Genomic DNA, 21267 nt, shown 5'->3' on the forward strand with positions numbered 1-21267 from the left:
TTGCAAGTTAACAACTAGATCCTATTTTTCGTAACGCTACGTGCATGAAATTTATTTTTGTATATATTTTTACTCGCAGTTTTCACGTAGCGTTACTTGAGATTATGAATACTTTGAAACAATCAAAGAATAAAAAGGATGCTGATGAATACCTTGATCATCTAGGGCTAACCACTCCTTAATTAAAGTTTCTATATCACCTTGATCAAATTCGAAAGCCTTATTAAATTCTGATTCCAAAATGGAACTGAACTTTTCTCGTATGCCTCTAAGACGTTTGCTATCTAAATTCAGTTCCTGGGTATGTTTACCTGCTAGCTCAACATCAATTCCTAAAGCTTCGCATGCTTGTTCGTCAACTGATATAGAACCATCTGAACCATTAAATTTAAATATAGAACGGTCATTAGATAATAGCTCTGGAGAAATAAAATTATTTTCTACGGGCTTATCTTTTTTACGTTGACCACAGGTTAATGCAGATTTGTTTTTTTTATTAGCACCTGTTCTTTCTAAATGATCAACCTCTGATGTAAAATCACTTTTTCTCGCTGTACCACCTAAACAGCCTGGAAAAAGGTTCAGCCATTCAATTGCTCTGTTAGGAACACCATCACCAAATTCTGAGTTGTCATTACCTAATTTAGGATGAAAATGTTCAATTTGGTAGTCTAGTTTTGGTATCAGTTTATGTTCACAATAAATACATAAGCCACCTGTTTTTATAAAAGCGGCCCGTTTAACTGAGTTATTAACATCACTATTAGCTTTCAACTCGTTCCAAGTTGCTAAAGGGGTTTCAGAGGTGAAATCAATGAGCTCCCTAGGTTCATCTACATTATATAAAGGCATATTTTATTGCTTATTTCTTGATTTCATCCATTTAACTCGCTTAATCGCAAGATCTGCTTCATCGAGTTTTGGCTCAGTAGAATCTGTTAGTTCATTGAGCCGTTTCCTTAATTCTAGGGCATCTTCGCCCTCGCCTTTACCATCTTCAATTAAGGCAAAGTATCTAGCTAGTAGCTCAGAAACTATAGTTTTTGGTCTAGCTTCAACACCTAACACTTGTAAGAGAACTCTGTTACTTTCACCACCAAAAGGAGAAGATACAAGTTCAGCCTGTTCAAATGTGCTTGAAACAACACGAATTGCTTCACCTTTTACTGTTGTTAATATTTGTGGACTGTGTGTTGTGACAATGAATTGTATATTTTTAAATAAGTTAGTTAAATCGGTGAGTACTTTTTGTTGCCACCTTGGATGAAGATGTAGTTCAATTTCATCTATCAAAACTATACCGCTAACATTTAGTGGATTTTCACTTTTCGGATTAAGCAAGTATGCTCTTCTAACTAGATCAATGGTCAAAGCCACCATATTTCTATAGCCTTCACTCAACTGCTCTAAACTCAGTGAAATCGTTTTGTCTTCTTCATTTTTCCAAGATACAACAACATCATTTGTGTTTTTATTAAAAGAAACGTTTTCGGTTCTCTCTACAATTGCTTTAACAGTAGTCTGAATTAATTGTTTAGCTGGATGAATTAACTTGTGATTCTTTTGTTCATCACGCAATTTTAGTTCATCAACTTCAATCTTGGAGAACCAATTTTTTATAACGTTGTAATTAATTTTAGCGTCTAAAGCAGAGTCATAGCCGTCACCACGAGCTTCTTTTTCAAATGGATTTATAAGTACTTTCCCTGTATTGGCAGATAGTGTCCTATTTGTTCCGTAATAAGCAATTAGAGGATATTCTTCATCTAGCTCTACTATCTGTCTAGCATAATCAGAAAGTGCCGCTGTACCAACCTTCGCAATACTATTTTTATTCGCTCCTTTTGTAGCTAAGTCCCAACTTAAACTTGATGCTGTGTCTATAGAAACTTGTGCTGAATCAGCAACACCTTTTGAACTGACATGAATATCAGTGCTACGAATGAGCTTACCTTTTGCATCGGGCATTGCTGTTAAAAATGGCCCTAAACCACAAGCTATGGCTTCAAGTAGGCTTGTTTTACCAGCACCATTTTCACCAACTAGCACAGTTAATTTATTATTAATTGATAGGTTAAATTCTTTGTAACCTCTAAAGTTTCTCAGAGTTAGCTTATTTATCTTTATTGTTTTATTTACATAAAGGGTTGGATCTAAGTTGAAGTCTTTTTCTTTAATTTCCTCAAAACTAGCAGAATGACTAAATCGTCCATCTTGTCTACAGGAATCAACAATGCCCTTAATATTATCTTGGGAAAGTAAATTTCTTCCACGCTTTGGTTCATAAAATAAAGAAGCATCAACAAAGCGAATTGATTTTGTATCAATGCTAGGTTGTCCTCCTGTATTCATAACAACAATAACTGTGGATGCTGTTGTTGAGTAATGAATTCCTTTAGGTAGCAAAATAACAGTTTCAATCATATTTTTCGTTATTAGAGACTCTCGAACCGATGATTCAGCCCCCCCTCTAGTAAATGCACCTAAAGTCATACCACAAATTAATTTACCCTCTAGTTTTAAAGAAGAAAGCATGGAAAGGGTCACAAACCAATCACTTCTGCTATTAGGAAGGATGTCAGCTAAGTAGAGAAACGGATGTGATTCTTTATGAATTATATCGTTTCTAATATCTTTAGGTATTTTTAATCCAAAAGGCGGAAAAGAAGCTATTAAGTCATATTTATTAGCCGAATACTCAGGTTTTGATAAAGAGTCGCCAAGAAAATCGAAGCCACGAATACCTTTTATAATACGTGTTATTTGTACCTGAAAATGAGCATCTTGATTCATTTCTTGCGTATCAATTGATACGTCATTTTGATAACTTTGAGGTAAATTGTCATAGAAAGAAAAGACGGTATTACCACTTCCAGCAAAGGGATCACAAACAGAAAATGGCGAAAAATCTAAAGCTAACGTAGCCACAAGCTTGTTAATATCATTAGGTGTATAAAACTCACTTCCTGATTTAGTTTCATTTTCTGAAAATAAGTTATTTAAAACAGAAAGCGTTAAATCTACTATTGCATGATTATCATTATTAAAGCCACCATTAACTGCCCATCTAACGTTTTCTTCCTCTATATTTTGATTGTAGAGTAAAACTCTTTCAATATGGCTACTCAACTGCCCTGCTAATTGAGCATCAAATAATTCAAGATCTACACATGCGTCTGTCAACATAGAGATGTAACTAGCTATCTCAGAGAAACCATAAAATCTAGGTGCATCAAAATGCTGGCCTGTTTTTGCTTGCATATACCTTATAAATAATAATGAATATGCTAATGATCTAAAATCAGCAATAGGTGACGCCCCTCTGATGTAATCAATAAGCTTCCAAATTTCTTTAGCTTGAACTCTAGCTATTTCTAACTCTTTTTCTGAATACTGCATTAATAATATCCTTGATATAACCATACGCCATGTCGAGCAGCACTTGGTCTTTATGTAATTTCTATTTAAGTGATTCTTTGTTCCATGAACTTTGTTCTTCACGTTCACCGTTGGTGGTGTTTTTCCAGTCTGTTAAATGTCGAAATATTATTAACCGCTCTGCTTTATAAACCAACCGAACGCTGCATACTTTGCGTCCACGAAGCTTTAAAAGCACTGTCTCCAGCGAATAACTTATACAGCTCTAGTTCATCTTTACGTCTTGCTAGCATCACTTCTTTAAGCATTTTTTCAAATGCTAGCTCTCGGTTATGGGGATCAGGGTTGTTTTGGTATTTCGCTTCAAAATCAGGGTGACTTTTCACACTTTCGGCAATGTTTATAAACTTAACTTTTTGCTCTTCAGGTGTTGCACTCCAGCCTTGAAACCATCTTTCGTTAAAATTTTTGATTATCTCGTCTAATGGATCTTTTTCATCATCACCGCCATGAGCACCGCGAGGATTCGGGTTTTGTGGATCTAATTCAGTTTCATCATCATTTAAGCCAATGCCGTAGTTTAGTTTTACACGCTGTAAGCCGTAAGAGCTTAAATCAACGGAATCTAATAATGCATCAAGCTTTTCTGAATCAGGATCTTTAACGATTAACTTTGGAATTAAGAACTTAAGGAACCAAAATAGTTTTTCCCACGCAACAATTTCATAAGGCATGATTGAAGCCATTTGCCCATAAATTTTCACAAATTGTTTAGCTTTGATCTTAAAATCGACTTTATCGTCATCTTCTAGTTCTAATTCAAAATTAAATCGATTTGCCGCAGTATCAATTATTGGGCTTAAGGTTTGTGCATCTTCATTATCAAAGTAGCGCTTAACAAAATCGTCAACTTCGTACCATTCATAAACGCCAATATCATCCATCGCATCTTTTAGCTCATGTAATACATTTACATCAGTTGCTTCAGATAAAGTAGTTGAAGTATAAAATGGGTCAAATGCCGTTTTTATTTCATCTACACTATTAAAGAAATCAAGTACAAATAAATCCTCAGTCTTTTTCCCTAGCTTAGGTGCTGAACGGTTTAAGCGAGATAATGTTTGCACACAAAGCACGCTCGCTAACTTTTTATCTACGTACATAGAACAGAGTTTTGGCTGATCAAAGCCCGTTAGGTATTTATTAGCAACAACCAACAAACGGTACTCATCAGTGTCAAACTTATCTTTAGTTTCACTCTCTGCAAAGCCGTTCATTTCGGCTTCAGTATATTCAATACCATCAACTTCTTTGGTGCCAGAAAATGCTATCGCTATTTTAAATGGGCTACCTTGTGCTTCTATCACTCGCTTTAATGCTTTGTAATAGCGAATAGCAGTAACAATATTTTGCGTAACAACCATACCTTTGCCTTTACCACGTAGCTTTTTGGCGTTAACCACATGCGGAATAAAATGCTCAAGCATAATTTCAGCTTTGGTGTCTATGGTCTGTTGGCTGGTTTCAACGTAAGCACGTAAGCGTTTTTGTGCCTTCTTAGTATCAAATTCAGGATTGTCTTGAATCGACTTTTCTATCTCGTAATAACTTTTATAGGTGGTGTAATTGGCAATAACATCAAGAATAAAGCCTTCTTCAATGGCTTGTTTCATTGAATATAAATGAAATGGCTTAAAACTACCGTCTTCTTGTTTTTGACCAAACTTTTCTAAAGTGCTGTTTTTAGGCGTTGCAGTAAAAGCTAAATATGAAGCATTACCTCGCATCTTGCGTGAGCGCATCGCTTGCAGTACTTTATCTTGCGCATCTTCAGCTTCTTCTACTTCAGTTTTACCCATGGCTCTGTTCATATTGTCGTGTGCAGAGCCTGACTGAGAGCTATGCGCTTCATCAATAATTACCGCAAAACGTTTATCACTTAAATCACTAATGCCATCAATAATGAATGGGAACTTTTGAATAGTGGTAATGATAATTTTCTTACCATTTTCCAAGGCTGATTTAAGCTCAGATGATTTAAATGCAGGGGCAACAATATTCTTAACTTCAGAGAACTCTTTAATGTTATCCCTAAGTTGTTTATCAAGTAATCGTCTATCAGTAACTACAATAACTGAGTCAAATAACGGTTGCTCTATACCTTTGCTACCTTGAATATCAGGACTAACTGGATACGTTTCTATTAACTGATAGGCAGCCCAAGTGATAGAGTTTGACTTACCAGAACCAGCAGAGTGCTGAATTAAATAAGTGTGGCCAACACCATTAGTTGCAGCGTGATTAATTAAATTACGAACAACGTTCATTTGATGATAACGAGGAAAGAATAAGGTGCGTTTCTTCAAATCATCTTTACTACTACCATCTAAACGCACAAAGTGCTGAATAATATTGGCTAGACTAGCTTTGCTGAAAACCTCTTCCCACAGGTAACTTGTCTTGTGACCATACATGTTAGGTGGATTACCCTGACCATGATTATTACCTTTGTTAAACGGTAAAAAAAAGGTGCTTTTCCCGGCCAACTTTGTGGTCATATACACTTCGTCAGTATCAACCGCCATATGCACTAAGCAACGACCAAACTGCAATAATGACTGAGAAGTATCTCTATCATTGCGATACTGCTTTTGACCATGATAACGAGCATTTTGGCCGGTCCATGCATTTTTCAGCTCTAGTGTTATCAGCGGAATACCGTTAATAAACAGCACCATATCAATTTCTTGTAACGGATTAGTTTTTGAATACCTTAATTGACGCGTTGAGCTGAAAATATTGGCATTAAAATTTTGCTTAACAGAATCGCTACTGCTTGCGAGTGGTGCTGGGTACATCAGGTTTAAATGCGCATCTTCTACACTTAAGCCTTTTTTAAGCAAATGCAAAATACCATGTTTTTTGATCAGTCTATCAAAACGCTCAAGCACTTTACGCTCCCAATCATTGGGACTATTTTTCTTAAGCTTTTCTAGCTCTTGCTCTTGGGTGTTTTGTAGAAACTGCCAAAAGTAGTTGGTATCTATAGCGTAATGCATATCAAAGTCAGCAGGATAGCCAAGCTTATACAGAGCATTGTTATAGGCAGGTGCCGCTTCCTTCACACCGGCTTTTAAATCCTCTAAACACGTACCTGTTAAGTGCTTTTCAATTGCTGCTTCTAAAGCTTGTTCATTTGTTTGGCTAACCATAATTATTCCTTGTTACCGTAATGCATTGCTAATGTACTCAACATTTCTTTCTGATGTTGTTTTATTTGATCTTCTTGCCAATCGTTTTGTTCTTTTAATAATTTGAACATGGCTTTTAATTTTAAAGAGTCATATTGTGGCTTTGCTTCAAAATCGACCAGTTTTTTCTTAACCGCTTGGTTACTGTATGACGAGTTTTCACCAGGGCTTAATAGAACTAAATTACCAAATGCATCTAAAAAGTCTCGTTCTAACATATTCTGGTGTTCTTCATGCTGAGGATATACGTGCTCAACAGAGTTCTTAGCAGTTATACGGTATTTTTTAAACTGCTCTAGCTGCCTATCCGGCTCTTCTTTCCACAAAACATATTCTAGTTTTTGGAACCAATAATGTTCAAAACTAGTTCCTCTCGCTTGGGCAAAGTAGTCTACGCTTGCTTGCCAAGAAGTTACTGCTGGTTGCTGTTGTTTGGCTTGCTTGAAGCTGGCTGTTTTTTGAGTTTCAGAATCACTAGCCAATGATAAATCGTTATCGATTTTTTCAAGTAACGCTATTGCTAGTGCATCTTCAGTAATATTGTCTTCGATTAAGCCTGCAATAAATGGTGTGAGCCAATACTGAGCACTGCGTTCACCAGTAAAGTTACGCACGCTTTGCAGCATAACTAATTCGTTTAACTCTTTTTGAGTACGGTTAATGTATTGTTTTCCACTTGATTCGCTTCTTGTCAGATAGGTTAAACGTAATTGTTCATCATCACTATCGTCACGCTCAACCCATTTAACCACCCAGCGATCAAACTGATAACGCACTTGCCACAACGTTTTGATGAATTCTTTAACTTCATTTTCACTTGCTTTGGTCAGTGGCTCAAATGTTTCTAGTAACTTGTCAGCATGCACACGAGGGATAACATCATCAGTACCATCAACTAACTCGACAGCTCGGTTTGCTAAGTAAATTCGATAGGCGTGAATAAGTAATAATGGGAAGCTAATAATTGGGCGACAATAAACGGTTTCGGTTTCTAAATCGTAGGTGCCAGAATCCTTCTCGCTTTCATTATCTGTGATTGTACTGGTATCATTATTTTTATCTGTATCCACTACACTTGCTTTCAATTGACCAGCTAGTTGCATAATGGTCAAGCCTTGTTTATGCGAAGTGCTGCAAGCATTTTTCACAAATAAAGCTTCATCAAAACAAGCTAAATGCTCTGATTTAATGTCATTCCACGGTGCGTTAGGAAAAATTTTACGTACATTACGTTCGAAGTAGTTTTCCATGTGTTCGCATGCTAACCACATCGCATCGAATAAAGGCTTATCGGTAGAAACCTGTTTAAGCAGCTTTGATTTTAATATATCAGCCTGTTCAAGCTGTATACCAGCGGTATTCATCGTGGCAAATAAACGGTTTAAATCCATTTGCTTAGGTACAATATTATTCACCCATTGCACATTTTTAAAAATATAATCACCTAATAAAATACGGTCTTCATATTTGAGTGATTTTACTTGTTGCTCTAATACTTGTAGCGCTGCATATATGCGCTTTAAGTATGGGTTTTCACCAATCGCTTCTAGCCCTGGAAATACATAATCATCTAGTCCAGCTAAACTACCTAACAAATGCTGTACTTGGTCTCGAATAGTAAATTGCAGTCTCGGTTGCTTTTTAAAAGCCGCTATATCGGCAATGGCTGAATCAACTTTTGCCATTTTAAAAGCAAGCGCAATTAGCATTAACGTGGTGGTGCGTTGCTGCCCATCAATTAGCTCATAAATACCATTACCATCTTCATCTTGCTCAATTGAGGTAAGCACTGTACCAATAAAGTAATTAGGCTCTTTTGCCACACGAGCATCATTAATATCTTTAAAGAGCTTTAATACGGCTTCATCTGGCCAAACATAAGGGCGTTGATAACTCGGTATACTAAATTGATATTCATTCGTTTGAATGTAATTTAACGTGAGCACTTGCGTTTCCACGTGATGCTGTGTGACCTGACTCCCTTTTGTATTAGCTTCATCTGTAAATACATTACCCATGTTGCTCTCCATTATTTTTGCGCATGCTCACTTGATTAGTAGCCACTCTTTCAGTGCCTAAAGGAAGGATATAAGCATCCAACTCAGCGGTATAAGTGTTAGCAAGTGCTTGGGCTGAGCCGCCTTCAATTACCTTTATTCCAAAATGCTTTAATACTTTAAATATGAAGCGTTTTTTAACACTATTTTTATCAACGGCTAAATTGGCAGGGTCTGTTTTAAAGCTAAAACGATCTAAATAATCGAAACACATGTTTGGTGTATAACTGGCTGAAATCCAGTCAAGTACGGGGTTATCACGAACAAACGCTGAAATTGAATTTTCTCTCACCGCTTTTTGATTGCTTACGCGAGGCGAGTAAATAACACGAAATAGTTTTTTCGCGGCTAGGTCTAATTGCTGTTCGCCAAATTGGCTAATGTAAATAAGCAATGCCGTATCGTATAATCCTTTAACATAGCTACAACCGTCAAGTTGACAGATCAGGTTTTGATAAAAGTGAGAAAAGCGTGCAAGGGTATTTTCTCCTTGATTTACCGCTTGAACGGGAGTTTTTACAGTTAGCTGCTTATTTTTGACCTTGTTGTTTTTAAATGGGTCGGTTAAGTACTTGCTTCTTAATTGTTCAAAATAGCTTAAATAATGAATGGTATTAATACCACTATTTAAAGGCTGCCTTAGTTCATAACCTTGTTGTGCTTGCTTATCTATTTGACCACCATCAGGTAAATATGCTCGCTCAAAGCGACCAAAAGCAACATCATCACCTTTACCTGTACTTTCACCAAGTTCATTCACTACAGCGCTTCTCACTAAATGTGGTTGACGATGAGAAGGTACATTACGGTTATACAGTTTTTGCCAGTAGCGCCCTTTAACTAAAGAGCCAACAACGGGGCTTAAATCGCCTAATGCTTCCCATTTAGCAGCAAACTCATTTTGGTTTTGTCGTGCAATGGCTCTAAGGTGATGTGCTTTAATAATGTCTGGGCCACTTAGCCTAACACCGCCAGTATTTTGGGTTTCAAAAAAACGATAGGCATCGTCTTCACTACGAGTAACAACGAGCGTTAAATTGATTCTATTGGCATCAAATGCTGCTATTTGGCTAGCATTACTACTTGTTGAGTAGTCCTGTAACCACGCGAGGTTTTTGACAATTTGTTGTTGTGACTCTGGTGAGTCGTAGCTAAGCGATAATTCAAAAGGGCTAAGCTCAACTTGCCCATTAGGCGTGTTAGCTAAATATTGTACATAGGCAATTAATGCTAAAGTGGTTAAGCGTTGCTGACCATCAATAATATTTAACTGACCATTTTCAGCTGACTGATGCAAAATAACACTGCCTAAGTAATACCCATAGGCACTATTGCTTTGTGTTATAGCGCTTTGTGCTAAATCACTTAAAAAAAGCTGATAATCACTCAATAATTTTTTTATTTGCACTTCGCCCCAACGATATGGGCGCTGATATTCAGGTATGGCTAACTCGCCATGAATTTCTGTGTTATTGGCGCTAACAATACTTTGTTTACTGAATAACTGCGCTAAGGTACAACTTGCCACTTCAACCGACATACCACTTCCTTGTTAGTTAATTTCTGAGTCCAATTCAGGTACTTTAATTTTGCCTGTTACCGCACTGTTGATCAGTGTGGTTTTGTATTCTTTGAGTTTTTCGATTTGTTGCTGCTGGGTTTCTATAGATACTCCAACTTTACTTTTAAAATTCTCTACGTAATTAGAAATTGAAACTTGTTCATTTTTAGGTGGCACAGGAACATACGCATTAACAACATTATCATTACTTAAGTTTGCTTGCTTTGTTCCTGATGGTTGCTGGTATATTTGATCCAAGTAACATTCACTTTGTAGCGTGTTCATTAAGTATTTTGTATCAAACAGGTTTTCAACTGTTAATTTAGCAACACGCTGGTTTAAAAAGTATTTTTCATTACCCTCAAGCAATATAGCGAACCCGTAATCTTTCTTACCCAATGTTCCAGTTAGAGACATAAGAATATCCCCTTCACCTACTAACCACTGGGTATATTTTTTCGTGAACTCAGCTCTTATAAATGTTGGCTGCCTTTCGAGTGCTAATCTATTTTGATACAAATTGGCAATCTTAAGTAATTGTATACCTTCATCCTTGAAATTACTGGATTGAAAAGCGTATCCACCTTGAATCTTTACACCATATTTTAGTTTTTTTACTTCCCAATGCTCTGGAATTTCACCAATCGAATCGACGCCAGAGTCTTTCATTGGTGCGGCTGGATTTAAGCCTTGAGTTACAGCTTGTTGGATGATGATTTGCTTGCGCTCTTTTAACAGCTCAATTTGCTTTTCTTTAATGGCAATCGCTTCATCAATTTGTGCTGTTTTTTTATCGAGGAAGTTAGCTATGGCGGTTTGTTCTTGCTCACTTGGTATAGGCAATAAAGAATATTGTAATTCTTCATAACTAATGTTTTTTCCCTCTCGGATACCAACAACAGAGGTTTGCAACTCAGAAATAAAAGCCTGGCTTTTAAATAAGTATTTATAAAATCCTTCAATTAAATCAGCTCTTTTGGTTTTTAAAACTGTATAAGCAGGGCTTATAATTCCATCATGGTGACAGTATTCTAAGCCGCCTTCAAAAGATCTCAAGCTAATAGCAAAATCGCCTTTTTCAATAAACTTAAAGCTTTCTAAGTTCCCTGAAGGCATGACCATTCTGTTTGCAACCCAATCTCTTGGAACTACACCTTGATTTTGAGTAACCGATAATAAAGTTTCTTTTGCTTTGTTTTTTATAGAAGTATCCTTAAAAAGAAACTTCATTTTAATGGCTTCCCAATTACTAGGTAGCTGACCAAGCCAATCTATTCCAGTGTCTTTATATGACTCATATTTAGCCATTATTGCTATTTCGTTATTTGGGCTATCCATGCCCTCACTCTTCGAGCCAACGTTGGTGTCGTTGTTCAAATTTGTCATGGTTACTCTCCCTGTACCCTAGCTAAATCAACCCCAAGGATGTCAGCTATTAACCCTTCTGCTTTTTGCTCAAGGTTAATGATGTCGGTTGCTACCTCATCCATTGCTCGTAATGGTTTGTGCTGGTAAAAATATTTGTTAAAGCTAATTTCGTAACCAATTTTGGTGCTATCCAGGTTTATCCACGCTTCAGAAACATGAGGTTGCACTTCATCAAGGAAGTATTGGTGAATTTCGCTGTTATTAGTATCACGTTCTTCGTTATAAGTTAGTGGGATTGATTCAGCATCGCGTAAATCAGAATTTGACTCGTATGTTGTGAACTCATTTTTAGTGCCTGTTGCACTCTCTGTTGTAGGGAAGTAACCAAAATCAGCTAAATCAGATGCTTCACAGCCTAAGTGATGTAATAATTCATCAAGTTTATCTTGCTTAAACTTAACGACTTTTTTAATCACTTTTTCAGCATTTTCGTCGTACCAGCTCATGGCATTAACAATAGTGGTGTAAAAGGCTTTACGTTTATTTGGTTTAATGTCTGCTAAAACATCAGCCGCAACCTGTTTAAATTGAGTTTCAACATCGGCTTTAAATAGGTTGTAATCGTTATACTCTTTGGTGATGGTTTCAGCGAGTTTGTTGGCAAGTTCAACAAGCAACTTACCATTTAGCCAAGTATCGGGTGAAAGTAGCTTTGCTTTTGCCTTAGCGTTTAGGTTAATATCGTTGTCTTCACACCAAGCAACTATCTCTTTTACTGATTCTTTCTCTTTTGCTTTATCGTTAGCGCTGAAAAAATCCGCTTGGTAAACCTTGTCGCCATATTCTGCAAAAAGGTGTTCCATTGGTTCACGAAGGGTTTTATCAAAACGTAGCGGCGCAATAAGTTCGTCTTTAAATTGGGCGCTACGTCTGTCTGGGCGTTCAATATTTACTTTGTAATAACCAAAATCATCATTATTAAATACTTTAGCGGCAATGCCTGTTGGGTCATTACTTTCCTTTAACTGGCGCTCAACACTAGCTGCATCGAGATAGGTTTGGGTAATTTCACTGATATGCTCGGGTGAAAACTCACAGTTTTTATTACCTAAATTTTTGCGTAGCTTTCTAAATAACAAGCTGGCATCAATAAGCTGTACCTTACCTTGGCGCTCTTGTGGTTTGTTATTGTTAAGTAGCCAAATATAAGTAGTGATGCCTGTGTTGTAGAACAAGTTGTTTGGTAGTTGCACTATCGCATCAAGCATATCGTTTTCGATAATGTAGCGGCGGATATTACTTTCGCCTGAGCCTGCATCACCAGTAAATAAACTTGAGCCGTTATGAACAGATGCAATACGAGAGCCTAATGGGCTGGTAGCTGTTGATTTCATTTTGCTGACCATTTCCATCAAAAACAACAATTGGCCGTCTGATGAACGTGGTGTGGCATCAACAAAGCCTTCTTTCGGTAAGTTACCCCAGTAATCTTTTAATACGACTTGAAAGCGTGAGTCGATAACGTCTGAGCCTTCTTTAATATGCTTTTGCTCACTTGCCCAGCTTTTACCGTATGGCGGGTTAGACAAACAAAAATCAAAGCGCTGACCGGCAAATTCATCGGTAGAAAGTGTTGAACCTACTTTGATATTTTTTGGATCGTTGCCTTTGATCATCATGTCAGACTTACAAATGGCGTAGGTTTCGTCGTTGATCTCTTTACCGTATAAATTAATATCGCGGGTAGTATTCTCTACTGGGTATTTTTCATTAATAAAGTTTTGTGTTTCGGTAAGCATACCGCCACTACCACAAGCAGGGTCATAACACGTTAATGTTAGCGGTAAGTCTGATTTAATTGGGTCGAATACAAGGTGAGTCATTAACTCGATAACTTCACGTGGGGTAAAGTGTTCACCAGCTTCTTCGTTGTTGTCTTCATTAAATTTACGGATCAGCTCTTCAAACACGTAACCCATACCTAAATTACTTAAGGCGGGTAGTTTGTTGCCTTCTGGGTCTTCAACTTCATCAGGTGTTAAATTGATATACGGAGAAACAAATTTCTCTAATACATCAAGCAATACGTCTTTACCTGCCATGTGTTGAAATTGAGATTTAAGGTTAAAACATTCGATAATTTCTTTAACGTTGGCACTAAAACCGTTTAGGTATTCTTCAATATTTGCCAGAATAATTTGGCGGTTATTGGTTGCGGTTTCTTTAATGCTGGTTAATGTCCATTTCGAGGTGTTGTAAAACACATAACCTGCGGCATCAATTAACGGCGTATCATCAAGCTCTGTTGCTTCCATTTCCTCAACTTGAAACTTAACTTCATCAAGCACCGCTTTTTTAGTGGGCTCTAGTAAGGTATCTAAACGGCGTAACACCACCATAGGTAAAATTACGTCACGGTATTTACCACGCACGTATACATCACGCAGGCAGTCGTCAGCAATTGACCAGATAAAAGAAATTAGTTTGTTATGTGCGCTGTGATCCATTTGTATTCCAATAATATTTGATTAGCACTAATGTGCTTTGTTAAGCGGTGAGTTATTGCTAAAAACGTTGTGGATAGCGAGTTCTTCACTCTCGCCACTTTCCATACGTTGTTTCACTTCATCGAGCATCGCCTGTTGTATGTCTTTGCTTGGTAAATTTTCAAAGGCTAAGTTTAATACGTCCGATATATCTATTTCTGCCATGATTTCTTCCCAAAATTTATTTAAGTTTAAATTCGTTTTTAACTTTGCTGATAACCCGGTGCGATAGCGAGATTTTCTGCACCATATAATGTTTGAATGTTTTGTAAATAAAGCTGATATTCCGGGCCAGAAAGTGAGCCACTTTCAGAACAATCCACGTTCCAACGTCTTAATAAATATCCTGCCATTGCGGCTCTAACGTCTAACTTGAGCACACCATTTTCCATACCGTAATCCATTTTTATGGCGGTTGGGTATTCAACGTTCTTAGGGTGCGGAACGATTTCTAGTGGCATGATGGTATTCCACTGCTCATCTTGAACCTTGATTTCATTTACTTCAGGTTCGTTATTAATCACCGTTACTTTGGCAAGGCGTGTTAATACAAAATCTCTAAAGGCATTGCTCTTTCTGTCATAGGCACGTACATGCCAACGAAGGCCATTATCAACAATGGTATGTGGTACTAATTCACGAGCGCCAGAGCCACTTGAAAGTGAGGTATAAATAACACTTACCGCTTTGCCATTAATCATCGCCTGAGTCAGTTTAGCGATAACATTGATATCAGGTACGTTTAACTGGCTTGGTTGCTCTACCGGAAATTCGACATCACCAATGGCATCAAAGCCATCAGATATCTGATGGGCAAGCTTAACCAGCGTGCGTTTAGCATCATGTGTAAAGAGTGGTTTAAAGCTGTTGGTTAGAAAGTATTTCTTTTGTGTATTGTCATACGCCATGTTTTTAGGCGCATGCTCTTTATAGAGATTTATATCACGTGTAGCGGCAGAAACACCTAATTTGAAGTGCTGGACAATTTCGGAGCGTGTAACGCTACCGGTGAAAAACAACTTAAAGTCAATATAGGTGAGACGCTGCTGTTGAGCGTAGCTTAACTTTTCCAATTGATTGTCCATATCTCAGAAATTTCTTTTTATTATTCAAATAGTCAAATTCAGTATGTCTCATAATGAATCACACCTCAATAGATAAAATGTCAATATTGGTTATTTGTCTGATAATTAAACACACTTGTTTGATTTATATCGGGTTATGACTGCCCTACTTTGTTTTAGTTAAACTTACTATGCCAATAAGTAAGTAAAATGGCGTTAAGAAAAGTGCTGTAATCCTCTATTTTTAATAAGCTTTCCAAGTTCTATTGACATTATTTTTTTCAACTATTTTCAATTATTTTACAACTCAGCTGTTAAACCGCTGAATCAACGATGAATTTTTCTACATCAATCGTTATTTCACTTTTAAGCTGGTTTTGTAGCTTTTATCCAATTTCAAAAAATCATCTGTATCTAAATCAATTAGTTGCAAAGGCTCAGACATATTATATCAATAATTAATTAACCTCATACTTTCAAGGGGTTACGGTTTGACTCTCAATTTGTTGTGCCTATAATTCGCCTAAATTTGAATAATTAATGAGCAATAACGAAATGACAAGACGATTATTAGCAAAACAAAGTGGTGTAAGAAGCACTTTTATCGGGTACACCAAACAGTTTGACAACGTGACCATCAAAGAAAGCACTTTAGAGCGTGATTACTACAATTGGATGTTGTTCACATTGCCACATGATGCCGTATTTATCATGCAGCCGAAAAAGTTTTACTACGAGTTAAACGGAAAGCCCACATGGTACACCAGTGATGGGCACATAACCTTTCCTTGCGAGAAAATTTGGATTGATGAAGTTAAATATTACGAAGATTCAATTGAACCAGCGGTTTTACACAAGCACGGAGTGTTGAAGGGGCTTTTGGAAGAAGATGAAAAAACAACATTTCGCGTACTAACTGAGCAAGATATTCGTTTAGGTGAACGAGCTGAAAACTACAAGATGTTAAAACCCTGCCTTCATCACCCTGCGCCTGTAAAAGTAATGGAAGCGCTGCTTAGTAAAGTGAAACAGCCACAGCTCTCTCTTTGGGAGCTATACACCTTAGCAGATAACAAACGAATTAATCGAAGTGTAATTAAAAATGCAGTGGCACACAAACTTTTAAAAACAGATCTAACTAAAGCGTGGAACGAGTTGGTTTTTACTTGGTAATTTGAGGAAATATTATGGGAATTTATACAAACGTTACAGCGCTGAGAAAAGATAACTTATCAGTCGTTTATGAGAGCTTACCTGCAACCGTTCATTTAGCTGGCCAAAACTATGTAACACTCGTTTTCAAAAGCGATGCTCTCGATCCTTTAACAATGACAAATGAAGAGTTAGAGCAGTCTTTTAATACCTCTTTATTTATTACTTCTGGTAAAGAGTCTTCAAAGGCACACTTTAATTTAACACCTAAAAAAAACCTTGAAATAAAGCGAAAAGAAACCTACCTAAAAACCCTTTATGAAATAGGCGGTAGGAAATATTTTGTTGGTGGTTTAAAAGCTAGAATTAAGGCAATTGATATAGCAGCTAAACGTCTCGGGGATGAAAACCCTCCTTGTCCTAAAACGCTGAGCGATTGGGTCAAATTAGATGAATTGCACGTGGGTGGTTTAAGAGCTCATATCGCTGGAGCTTTTAAACTTAAACGTGAAAGCAAGTTTTCAGTTGAAATAAGACTTTTAGCTATTGAATTTACCATTCAACATTATTTAGGTAAATCAGTAAGTCTTCAGAGCTTATACAATGACTTTATCGAAGAATACAAAGATGAGTTCGATGAATTACCTTGCCGGCAAACTTATAGTGACTGGATGGATGACCTTATTGATCCAGAAATGCTAAAAAAAGGTTTATCTCAAAGTGAACGTAAAAAGCTACAGCGCAATGCATTACAAAAGTTTAAAGTCTCACGTCCACTAGAGAGAGTTGAAGCCGATGGAGCCAGTATTTCGATAGGCTTAATCGATGATGAAGGAAATTACCTTGGTAGCTTTACCATCATTTTCATGCTTGATGTTCATACTCGTTGCATACTTGGATATGAGTTACACATAGGCAGTGGCGAGCCTGCTTCAACTGTTATCAGTGCTTACCGTCATTCAATATGCCCTAAAACTCAAGGAAGCTATTACAGTCAGTTTGGTAATACTTGGTTTTGCTATGGCGTACCAGAATTGCTAGTCGTTGATGGTGGTTCAGGATTCATTTCAAGAGAAACACACGCTTATGTGTTAAAAACAACCGGCTCAGAAATTGAAGTACTTTCATCATACAGCCCATGGCTTAAACCCTTTGTCGAAAGGTTTATTGGTACGTTTCGTGGACAATGCGCATCAATGATTGGCGGGCATGTTGGTAAACAAAAAGATCAAAAGAAGCTCGAATATAAAATTAAAGACAGAGCAACGCATACCATAGAGGAAGTGAGACGGTTCATTGAAATGTGGATTGTCGATGATTATCACCACACGCCACATAGCGGATTGAATGGTCTAACACCAGCACAAAAGTGGCAAAAAGCACTCGATAATGGCTGGGCCCCAACAGTGCCGGTTGATATGGATAACGTCAAGCTTCCTGGAGGAAATAGAAAAGAAGCAACGATTTCAGGAGATGTTTTTCATCTTGGTGTGACCGTAAACCGAGTACGCTACAACGATGATGAAGGAAGATTGAAAGAAATTGGACTTTGGCTCAAAAGCCGCAGAAAAAAAGCCAAAGTCACCTGCCTTCACTCTGAGGATGATTTGTCAGCTATTACCGTTGTTTGCCCAATTAATGGAGATGAATTTAGAGTTGAAGCGATAAGTAACAGTGTTACGCCCGGTATGTCTACTAAGGAGTTTGCAGTTAAAAACCCTTCGTTATACAAAAATAAGGGGGCTAAAAAAGTGAACTCAATGGCTAAACATCCTGAAGTTCAAGCCGGTCAAAAAGCAGTAAATAGCACCATTAACACCCGTAAATCATCTAAAACCAGAGCTGCATCTCCTGAAGAAACTCAGCGTCTCATGGATGAAATGAATACGAAAGAACCACAAATAACTGATGAGTGCCCATACGACATTGATAACAACTCCTCACGAGGTTTTACAGCCTATGAATCTGACTAAGGAGAGTGTTATGTTCAAAATTTTAAATACAACACCTGTTGATTCTCGTACAGAATTACGCCAGAAAGAAACATTGGCCCATATACAGCCGAACATTCAGGCAATTAGGTTTAGTACACATAAACATCCTTCATTTAAGAAGGCATTTAATGGCATATTAGATACATTCGATAATTATGGTATTGAACCGTCTGGTTGCTGCCTATTCGGTCCTCCGGGTGTAGGAAAAAGTCGTCTGTTACGTTACTTTCTTTGTGAAATATATTCTCGCACAGAGTACCAAGCCACAGATGAATTCACTCCTGTTCCAGTAATCTATGTTCCAGTGCCAGGCAAGCCAACAATCCCCAAGTTATGTGAGCAAATATTAAGACGCACTCAGGGTATATACACACCTGCGTCCAAAAGTAGTCACTCTCCTTACACAAGAGTCAGCCGGATGCTAGACGCCTTGCAAGTCAAGATGATTATTTTTGATGAGTTTCAACACCTTCTTCGAAAAGAAGCATTGATATCAACAGCAGATGTACTGGCTTTAATAAAGCTATTAATGGATGAGCACGGACTGACCGTTGTTTTTGCTGGCTTACCTGAAGCACAGCAATTACTCGATGAACACCCTGAACTTAAGCAACGAGTTAGTTACATCAAAGTTAAATTACAACCATTTCATTTGGGCGCTAATGGCCCAGGAAATTTTGAAGAGTTTGGTAATTATATAGCGAGCATTGAATCTACCTTTAATCATTACGGACCCACTATTTTTCCTATTGGAGAGGAAGACATGGTTAAACGAATTCATATTGCTACTGACGGTATTCTTCGAAATATAGGCATTTTGTTTACGCGAGCCACTAAGTATTGTCGAAATGAAAAGCATATTACGCCTGAGATACTGCAAAGTGCGTTTGACTCGGTTGGGTTTAATCAAATGAATGGTTTTCCATTGTTTACTGCTACAAGGGAAGAAGTCTCAAAGTACGTTAGACGAATCGCGTATCAAGAAAGACGTGAAGAAAGACTGGCTAAACATAAACTTGGCTCTCGACAAGGTAGTTAACATGCTAACTTTACGCCCTTACCCAAAGCCCACTGAACGCCTAAACGAATATCTCATAAGGCTTTCCTATGTAAATGGCTTTTTTAAATTATCTGAGCTTTTAAGTGTTTTAGGTATGCGCCCAATAAAGCAAGCACAAATGGGCCAATGGGCTCAGCATCATCTCAAAGCGCTTAATGAAGTGCTTACTAAAGCACTTGGCAGGACTTGTGATGATGTTATTGCGCTTCAAAGTCGTAATGATACCGAGAAATGGTTGTTTGGTTATGACAGAACGTTAGCCGAACTGATTGTCGATTTTCCAAGAATATGTGTTAACTGCGTTAGCGAAGAAAAAGCCATGGACTGGCGCTGGGCGATTGGCACGTTAGCCAGATGCTCAAAACATTTAACGCCTTTAATTGATAGCTGTCCTCATTGCGATAAGCCCCTTATCTGGGATGCCAATATTTTAGAGTATTGTCCAAAGTGCAAAAAGTCTTGGGATATAACTGACACTGAAGTAGTTGAGCCTTTATCTCAATTAGAAAAGGATTTATGGCCAGCCATTGATGGCACTATTAATGTGACTGAAAAACAACTGCAAGATTTGACCTACGCGATGTATATGGCGGCTCGCCCATTTGATGTGATGATACAGCGATATGGTCGCATTCCTTTTAGTCAAAATCATTATCTGCTTGTCCTTAATGGATTAAGCCTACTCACTAATGAGGATACTCGTAATAACTGGGAAAAATCCTGTCAGCGTTATTGGAAAAGCTATCCTACGTATATCAACCCAGTTCACTTGTTTTTAAATAATGTTCAATTGATAGCAACTGAGCCACAAGTACAAGCAACGGTTTTTAAAGAAAGACCTGAATATATTCAAAAAGCAAGAGTACAGTATGTTAAGGATAAGGACAAAGACCAGCCAATCTACCATGTCGATATCTTCTTATTAGCGAAAGCTATTAACCTAAGTCTTAGTGATGCGACCATTTTGTTTGAATCTAAAACGTTTCCAATGGTGAACAAATCTTTTGTGGGTAATCACAAAATGATGAAATCCAAGATATTTAATATCAAAGACATTATCAAAAAGGTTAAGCGTTTCGCTAAAAGCCCTAAACCTAACACTTCATATATTGAATTAACCGCAGGGTCCAAGCTTCTTCCCCGGTATTTGTGTCAGTACGGAGATGTTGTAAATGCCGTTTTAAATAAAGAGGTTCAGGGTTATTTCAATGATGCGTTTGATTTAAGTGAAGTTCTTGTGGATAAAGCTATGATTTTCTCCTGGCTTAGTCACCACCAAGAAGAGCAATGTTGTTATGCGATAACAATAGCCAGTGCGGCGTTAGCCTTAGCCGTTGATGAGGATAGCATTAAGTCTCTTGTCTATGACGGTGAGCTTCGTTGGGGTAAACATCAGCGCCGAGGTGAGTTTATTGATGGTGATAGCTTCCTTAGTTATATCGAACGAAACAACCTTGATGAAACCTAGTGCCCAGCATGAGGCTCTTACACGAAGAATTCATGAGTGTTATCTCAATGTTAGGTTACTAGATAACATTACGGTTGATGATAAATACGTTTTTATTATCAACGCTCTTATCAATACATTAAGAGCTAGACTCATTGGTGACGAATTTTTAGAAATTCAAATTCTTGGCTACGATGAAACAGGCTTTCCAGAGTTTTTAGTGGATATGCCACTCTCAAAGGTTCAAGACTTCTATCCTTTGTTAGAGCGATACAAACGACAGGTCTTACGACAACTGCTAGCCAGAAGCGGAAGTAGATCAATCATCAACACAGTTCAGGTCATGCCACTTTGGTGACCTTAGCATTTTAGAGTTAATACTGAAAATT

The 21267-nt window shown here is 37.6% G+C and carries 14 protein-coding genes; 5 read left to right on the forward strand and 9 right to left on the reverse strand.

Annotated features, from left to right (window positions below):
* Nucleotides 1-102: 102 nt before the first annotated feature.
* The 9 genes from AC27G3_RS05230 to AC27G3_RS05270 form a co-directional block, all read right to left on the reverse strand.
* Nucleotides 103-852 (reverse strand): HNH endonuclease family protein, encoded by a 750-nt coding sequence (locus tag AC27G3_RS05230; RefSeq protein ID WP_487119480.1) that lies wholly within the window; start codon nucleotides 850-852, stop codon nucleotides 103-105.
* A 3-nt stretch (nucleotides 853-855) separates the two neighbouring features.
* Nucleotides 856-3399 (reverse strand): N-6 DNA methylase, encoded by a 2544-nt coding sequence (locus AC27G3_RS05235; RefSeq protein WP_487119482.1) that lies wholly within the window; start codon nucleotides 3397-3399, stop codon nucleotides 856-858.
* A gap of 164 nt (nucleotides 3400-3563) precedes the next feature.
* Nucleotides 3564-6590, reverse strand: coding sequence for a type I restriction endonuclease subunit R (locus AC27G3_RS05240; protein ID WP_487119484.1), 3027 nt, complete (start codon nucleotides 6588-6590; stop codon nucleotides 3564-3566).
* A gap of 2 nt (nucleotides 6591-6592) precedes the next feature.
* Nucleotides 6593-8647, reverse strand: a complete 2055-nt coding sequence (locus tag AC27G3_RS05245; RefSeq protein WP_487119486.1) for a DUF262 domain-containing protein — start codon at nucleotides 8645-8647, stop codon at nucleotides 6593-6595.
* Nucleotides 8640-10226 carry a DUF262 domain-containing protein gene (locus AC27G3_RS05250; RefSeq protein WP_487119488.1) on the reverse strand — a complete coding sequence of 529 codons (1587 nt, stop codon included), beginning with the start codon at nucleotides 10224-10226 and terminating at the stop codon, nucleotides 8640-8642. Before AC27G3_RS05250 ends, AC27G3_RS05245 begins: the two co-directional genes overlap by 8 nt.
* Nucleotides 10227-10238: 12 nt before the next feature.
* Nucleotides 10239-11633 (reverse strand): restriction endonuclease subunit S, encoded by a 1395-nt coding sequence (locus AC27G3_RS05255; RefSeq protein ID WP_487119489.1) that lies wholly within the window; start codon nucleotides 11631-11633, stop codon nucleotides 10239-10241.
* 2 nt (nucleotides 11634-11635) lie between these two features.
* Entirely contained in the window at nucleotides 11636-14122 is a 2487-nt protein-coding gene (locus tag AC27G3_RS05260; protein ID WP_487119491.1) for a type I restriction-modification system subunit M, read from the reverse strand.
* Between the two features lie 27 nt (nucleotides 14123-14149).
* Complete coding sequence (locus AC27G3_RS05265) at nucleotides 14150-14326, reverse strand: hypothetical protein (RefSeq protein ID WP_487119493.1); 177 nt, start codon at nucleotides 14324-14326, stop codon at nucleotides 14150-14152.
* Between the two features lie 38 nt (nucleotides 14327-14364).
* Complete coding sequence (locus AC27G3_RS05270) at nucleotides 14365-15246, reverse strand: BrxR family transcriptional regulator (protein WP_487119495.1); 882 nt, start codon at nucleotides 15244-15246, stop codon at nucleotides 14365-14367.
* A 519-nt stretch (nucleotides 15247-15765) separates the two neighbouring features.
* Here AC27G3_RS05270 and AC27G3_RS05275 point away from each other — a divergent pair.
* The 5 genes from AC27G3_RS05275 to AC27G3_RS05295 are packed head-to-tail and all read left to right on the forward strand — an operon-like array spanning nucleotide 15766 to nucleotide 21236.
* Nucleotides 15766-16398 (forward strand): hypothetical protein, encoded by a 633-nt coding sequence (locus AC27G3_RS05275; RefSeq protein ID WP_487119496.1) that lies wholly within the window; start codon nucleotides 15766-15768, stop codon nucleotides 16396-16398.
* Between the two features lie 14 nt (nucleotides 16399-16412).
* Nucleotides 16413-18350, forward strand: coding sequence for a hypothetical protein (locus tag AC27G3_RS05280; RefSeq protein ID WP_487119498.1), 1938 nt, complete (start codon nucleotides 16413-16415; stop codon nucleotides 18348-18350).
* Between the two features lie 10 nt (nucleotides 18351-18360).
* Nucleotides 18361-19410 carry a TniB family NTP-binding protein gene (locus AC27G3_RS05285; protein WP_487119500.1) on the forward strand — a complete coding sequence of 350 codons (1050 nt, stop codon included), beginning with the start codon at nucleotides 18361-18363 and terminating at the stop codon, nucleotides 19408-19410.
* A gap of 1 nt (nucleotide 19411) precedes the next feature.
* The gene (locus AC27G3_RS05290; protein ID WP_487119502.1) at nucleotides 19412-20899 is read left to right on the forward strand and encodes a TniQ family protein; all 1488 of its coding nucleotides are present in this window, start codon (nucleotides 19412-19414) and stop codon (nucleotides 20897-20899) included.
* Nucleotides 20847-21236, forward strand: a complete 390-nt coding sequence (locus tag AC27G3_RS05295; RefSeq protein ID WP_487119504.1) for a hypothetical protein — start codon at nucleotides 20847-20849, stop codon at nucleotides 21234-21236. Before AC27G3_RS05290 ends, AC27G3_RS05295 begins: the two co-directional genes overlap by 53 nt.
* Nucleotides 21237-21267: the final 31 nt, after the last annotated feature.

The sequence above is a fragment of the Colwellia sp. SU-HH01217 genome (genome assembly GCF_057543495.1).

Coding starts and splice junctions, on each gene's coding strand:
- AC27G3_RS05270 (WP_487119495.1), bottom strand. CDS start 15,246: ATGGACAATCAATTGGAAAAGTTAAGCTACGCTCAACAGCAGCGTCTC.
- AC27G3_RS05280 (WP_487119498.1), top strand. CDS start 16,413: ATGGGAATTTATACAAACGTTACAGCGCTGAGAAAAGATAACTTATCA.
- AC27G3_RS05230 (WP_487119480.1), bottom strand. CDS start 852: ATGCCTTTATATAATGTAGATGAACCTAGGGAGCTCATTGATTTCACC.
- AC27G3_RS05250 (WP_487119488.1), bottom strand. CDS start 10,226: ATGTCGGTTGAAGTGGCAAGTTGTACCTTAGCGCAGTTATTCAGTAAA.
- AC27G3_RS05265 (WP_487119493.1), bottom strand. CDS start 14,326: ATGGCAGAAATAGATATATCGGACGTATTAAACTTAGCCTTTGAAAAT.
- AC27G3_RS05240 (WP_487119484.1), bottom strand. CDS start 6,590: ATGGTTAGCCAAACAAATGAACAAGCTTTAGAAGCAGCAATTGAAAAG.
- AC27G3_RS05245 (WP_487119486.1), bottom strand. CDS start 8,647: ATGGGTAATGTATTTACAGATGAAGCTAATACAAAAGGGAGTCAGGTC.
- AC27G3_RS05295 (WP_487119504.1), top strand. CDS start 20,847: ATGGTGATAGCTTCCTTAGTTATATCGAACGAAACAACCTTGATGAAA.
- AC27G3_RS05255 (WP_487119489.1), bottom strand. CDS start 11,633: ATGACAAATTTGAACAACGACACCAACGTTGGCTCGAAGAGTGAGGGC.
- AC27G3_RS05260 (WP_487119491.1), bottom strand. CDS start 14,122: ATGGATCACAGCGCACATAACAAACTAATTTCTTTTATCTGGTCAATT.
- AC27G3_RS05285 (WP_487119500.1), top strand. CDS start 18,361: ATGTTCAAAATTTTAAATACAACACCTGTTGATTCTCGTACAGAATTA.
- AC27G3_RS05290 (WP_487119502.1), top strand. CDS start 19,412: ATGCTAACTTTACGCCCTTACCCAAAGCCCACTGAACGCCTAAACGAA.
- AC27G3_RS05235 (WP_487119482.1), bottom strand. CDS start 3,399: ATGCAGTATTCAGAAAAAGAGTTAGAAATAGCTAGAGTTCAAGCTAAA.
- AC27G3_RS05275 (WP_487119496.1), top strand. CDS start 15,766: ATGAGCAATAACGAAATGACAAGACGATTATTAGCAAAACAAAGTGGT.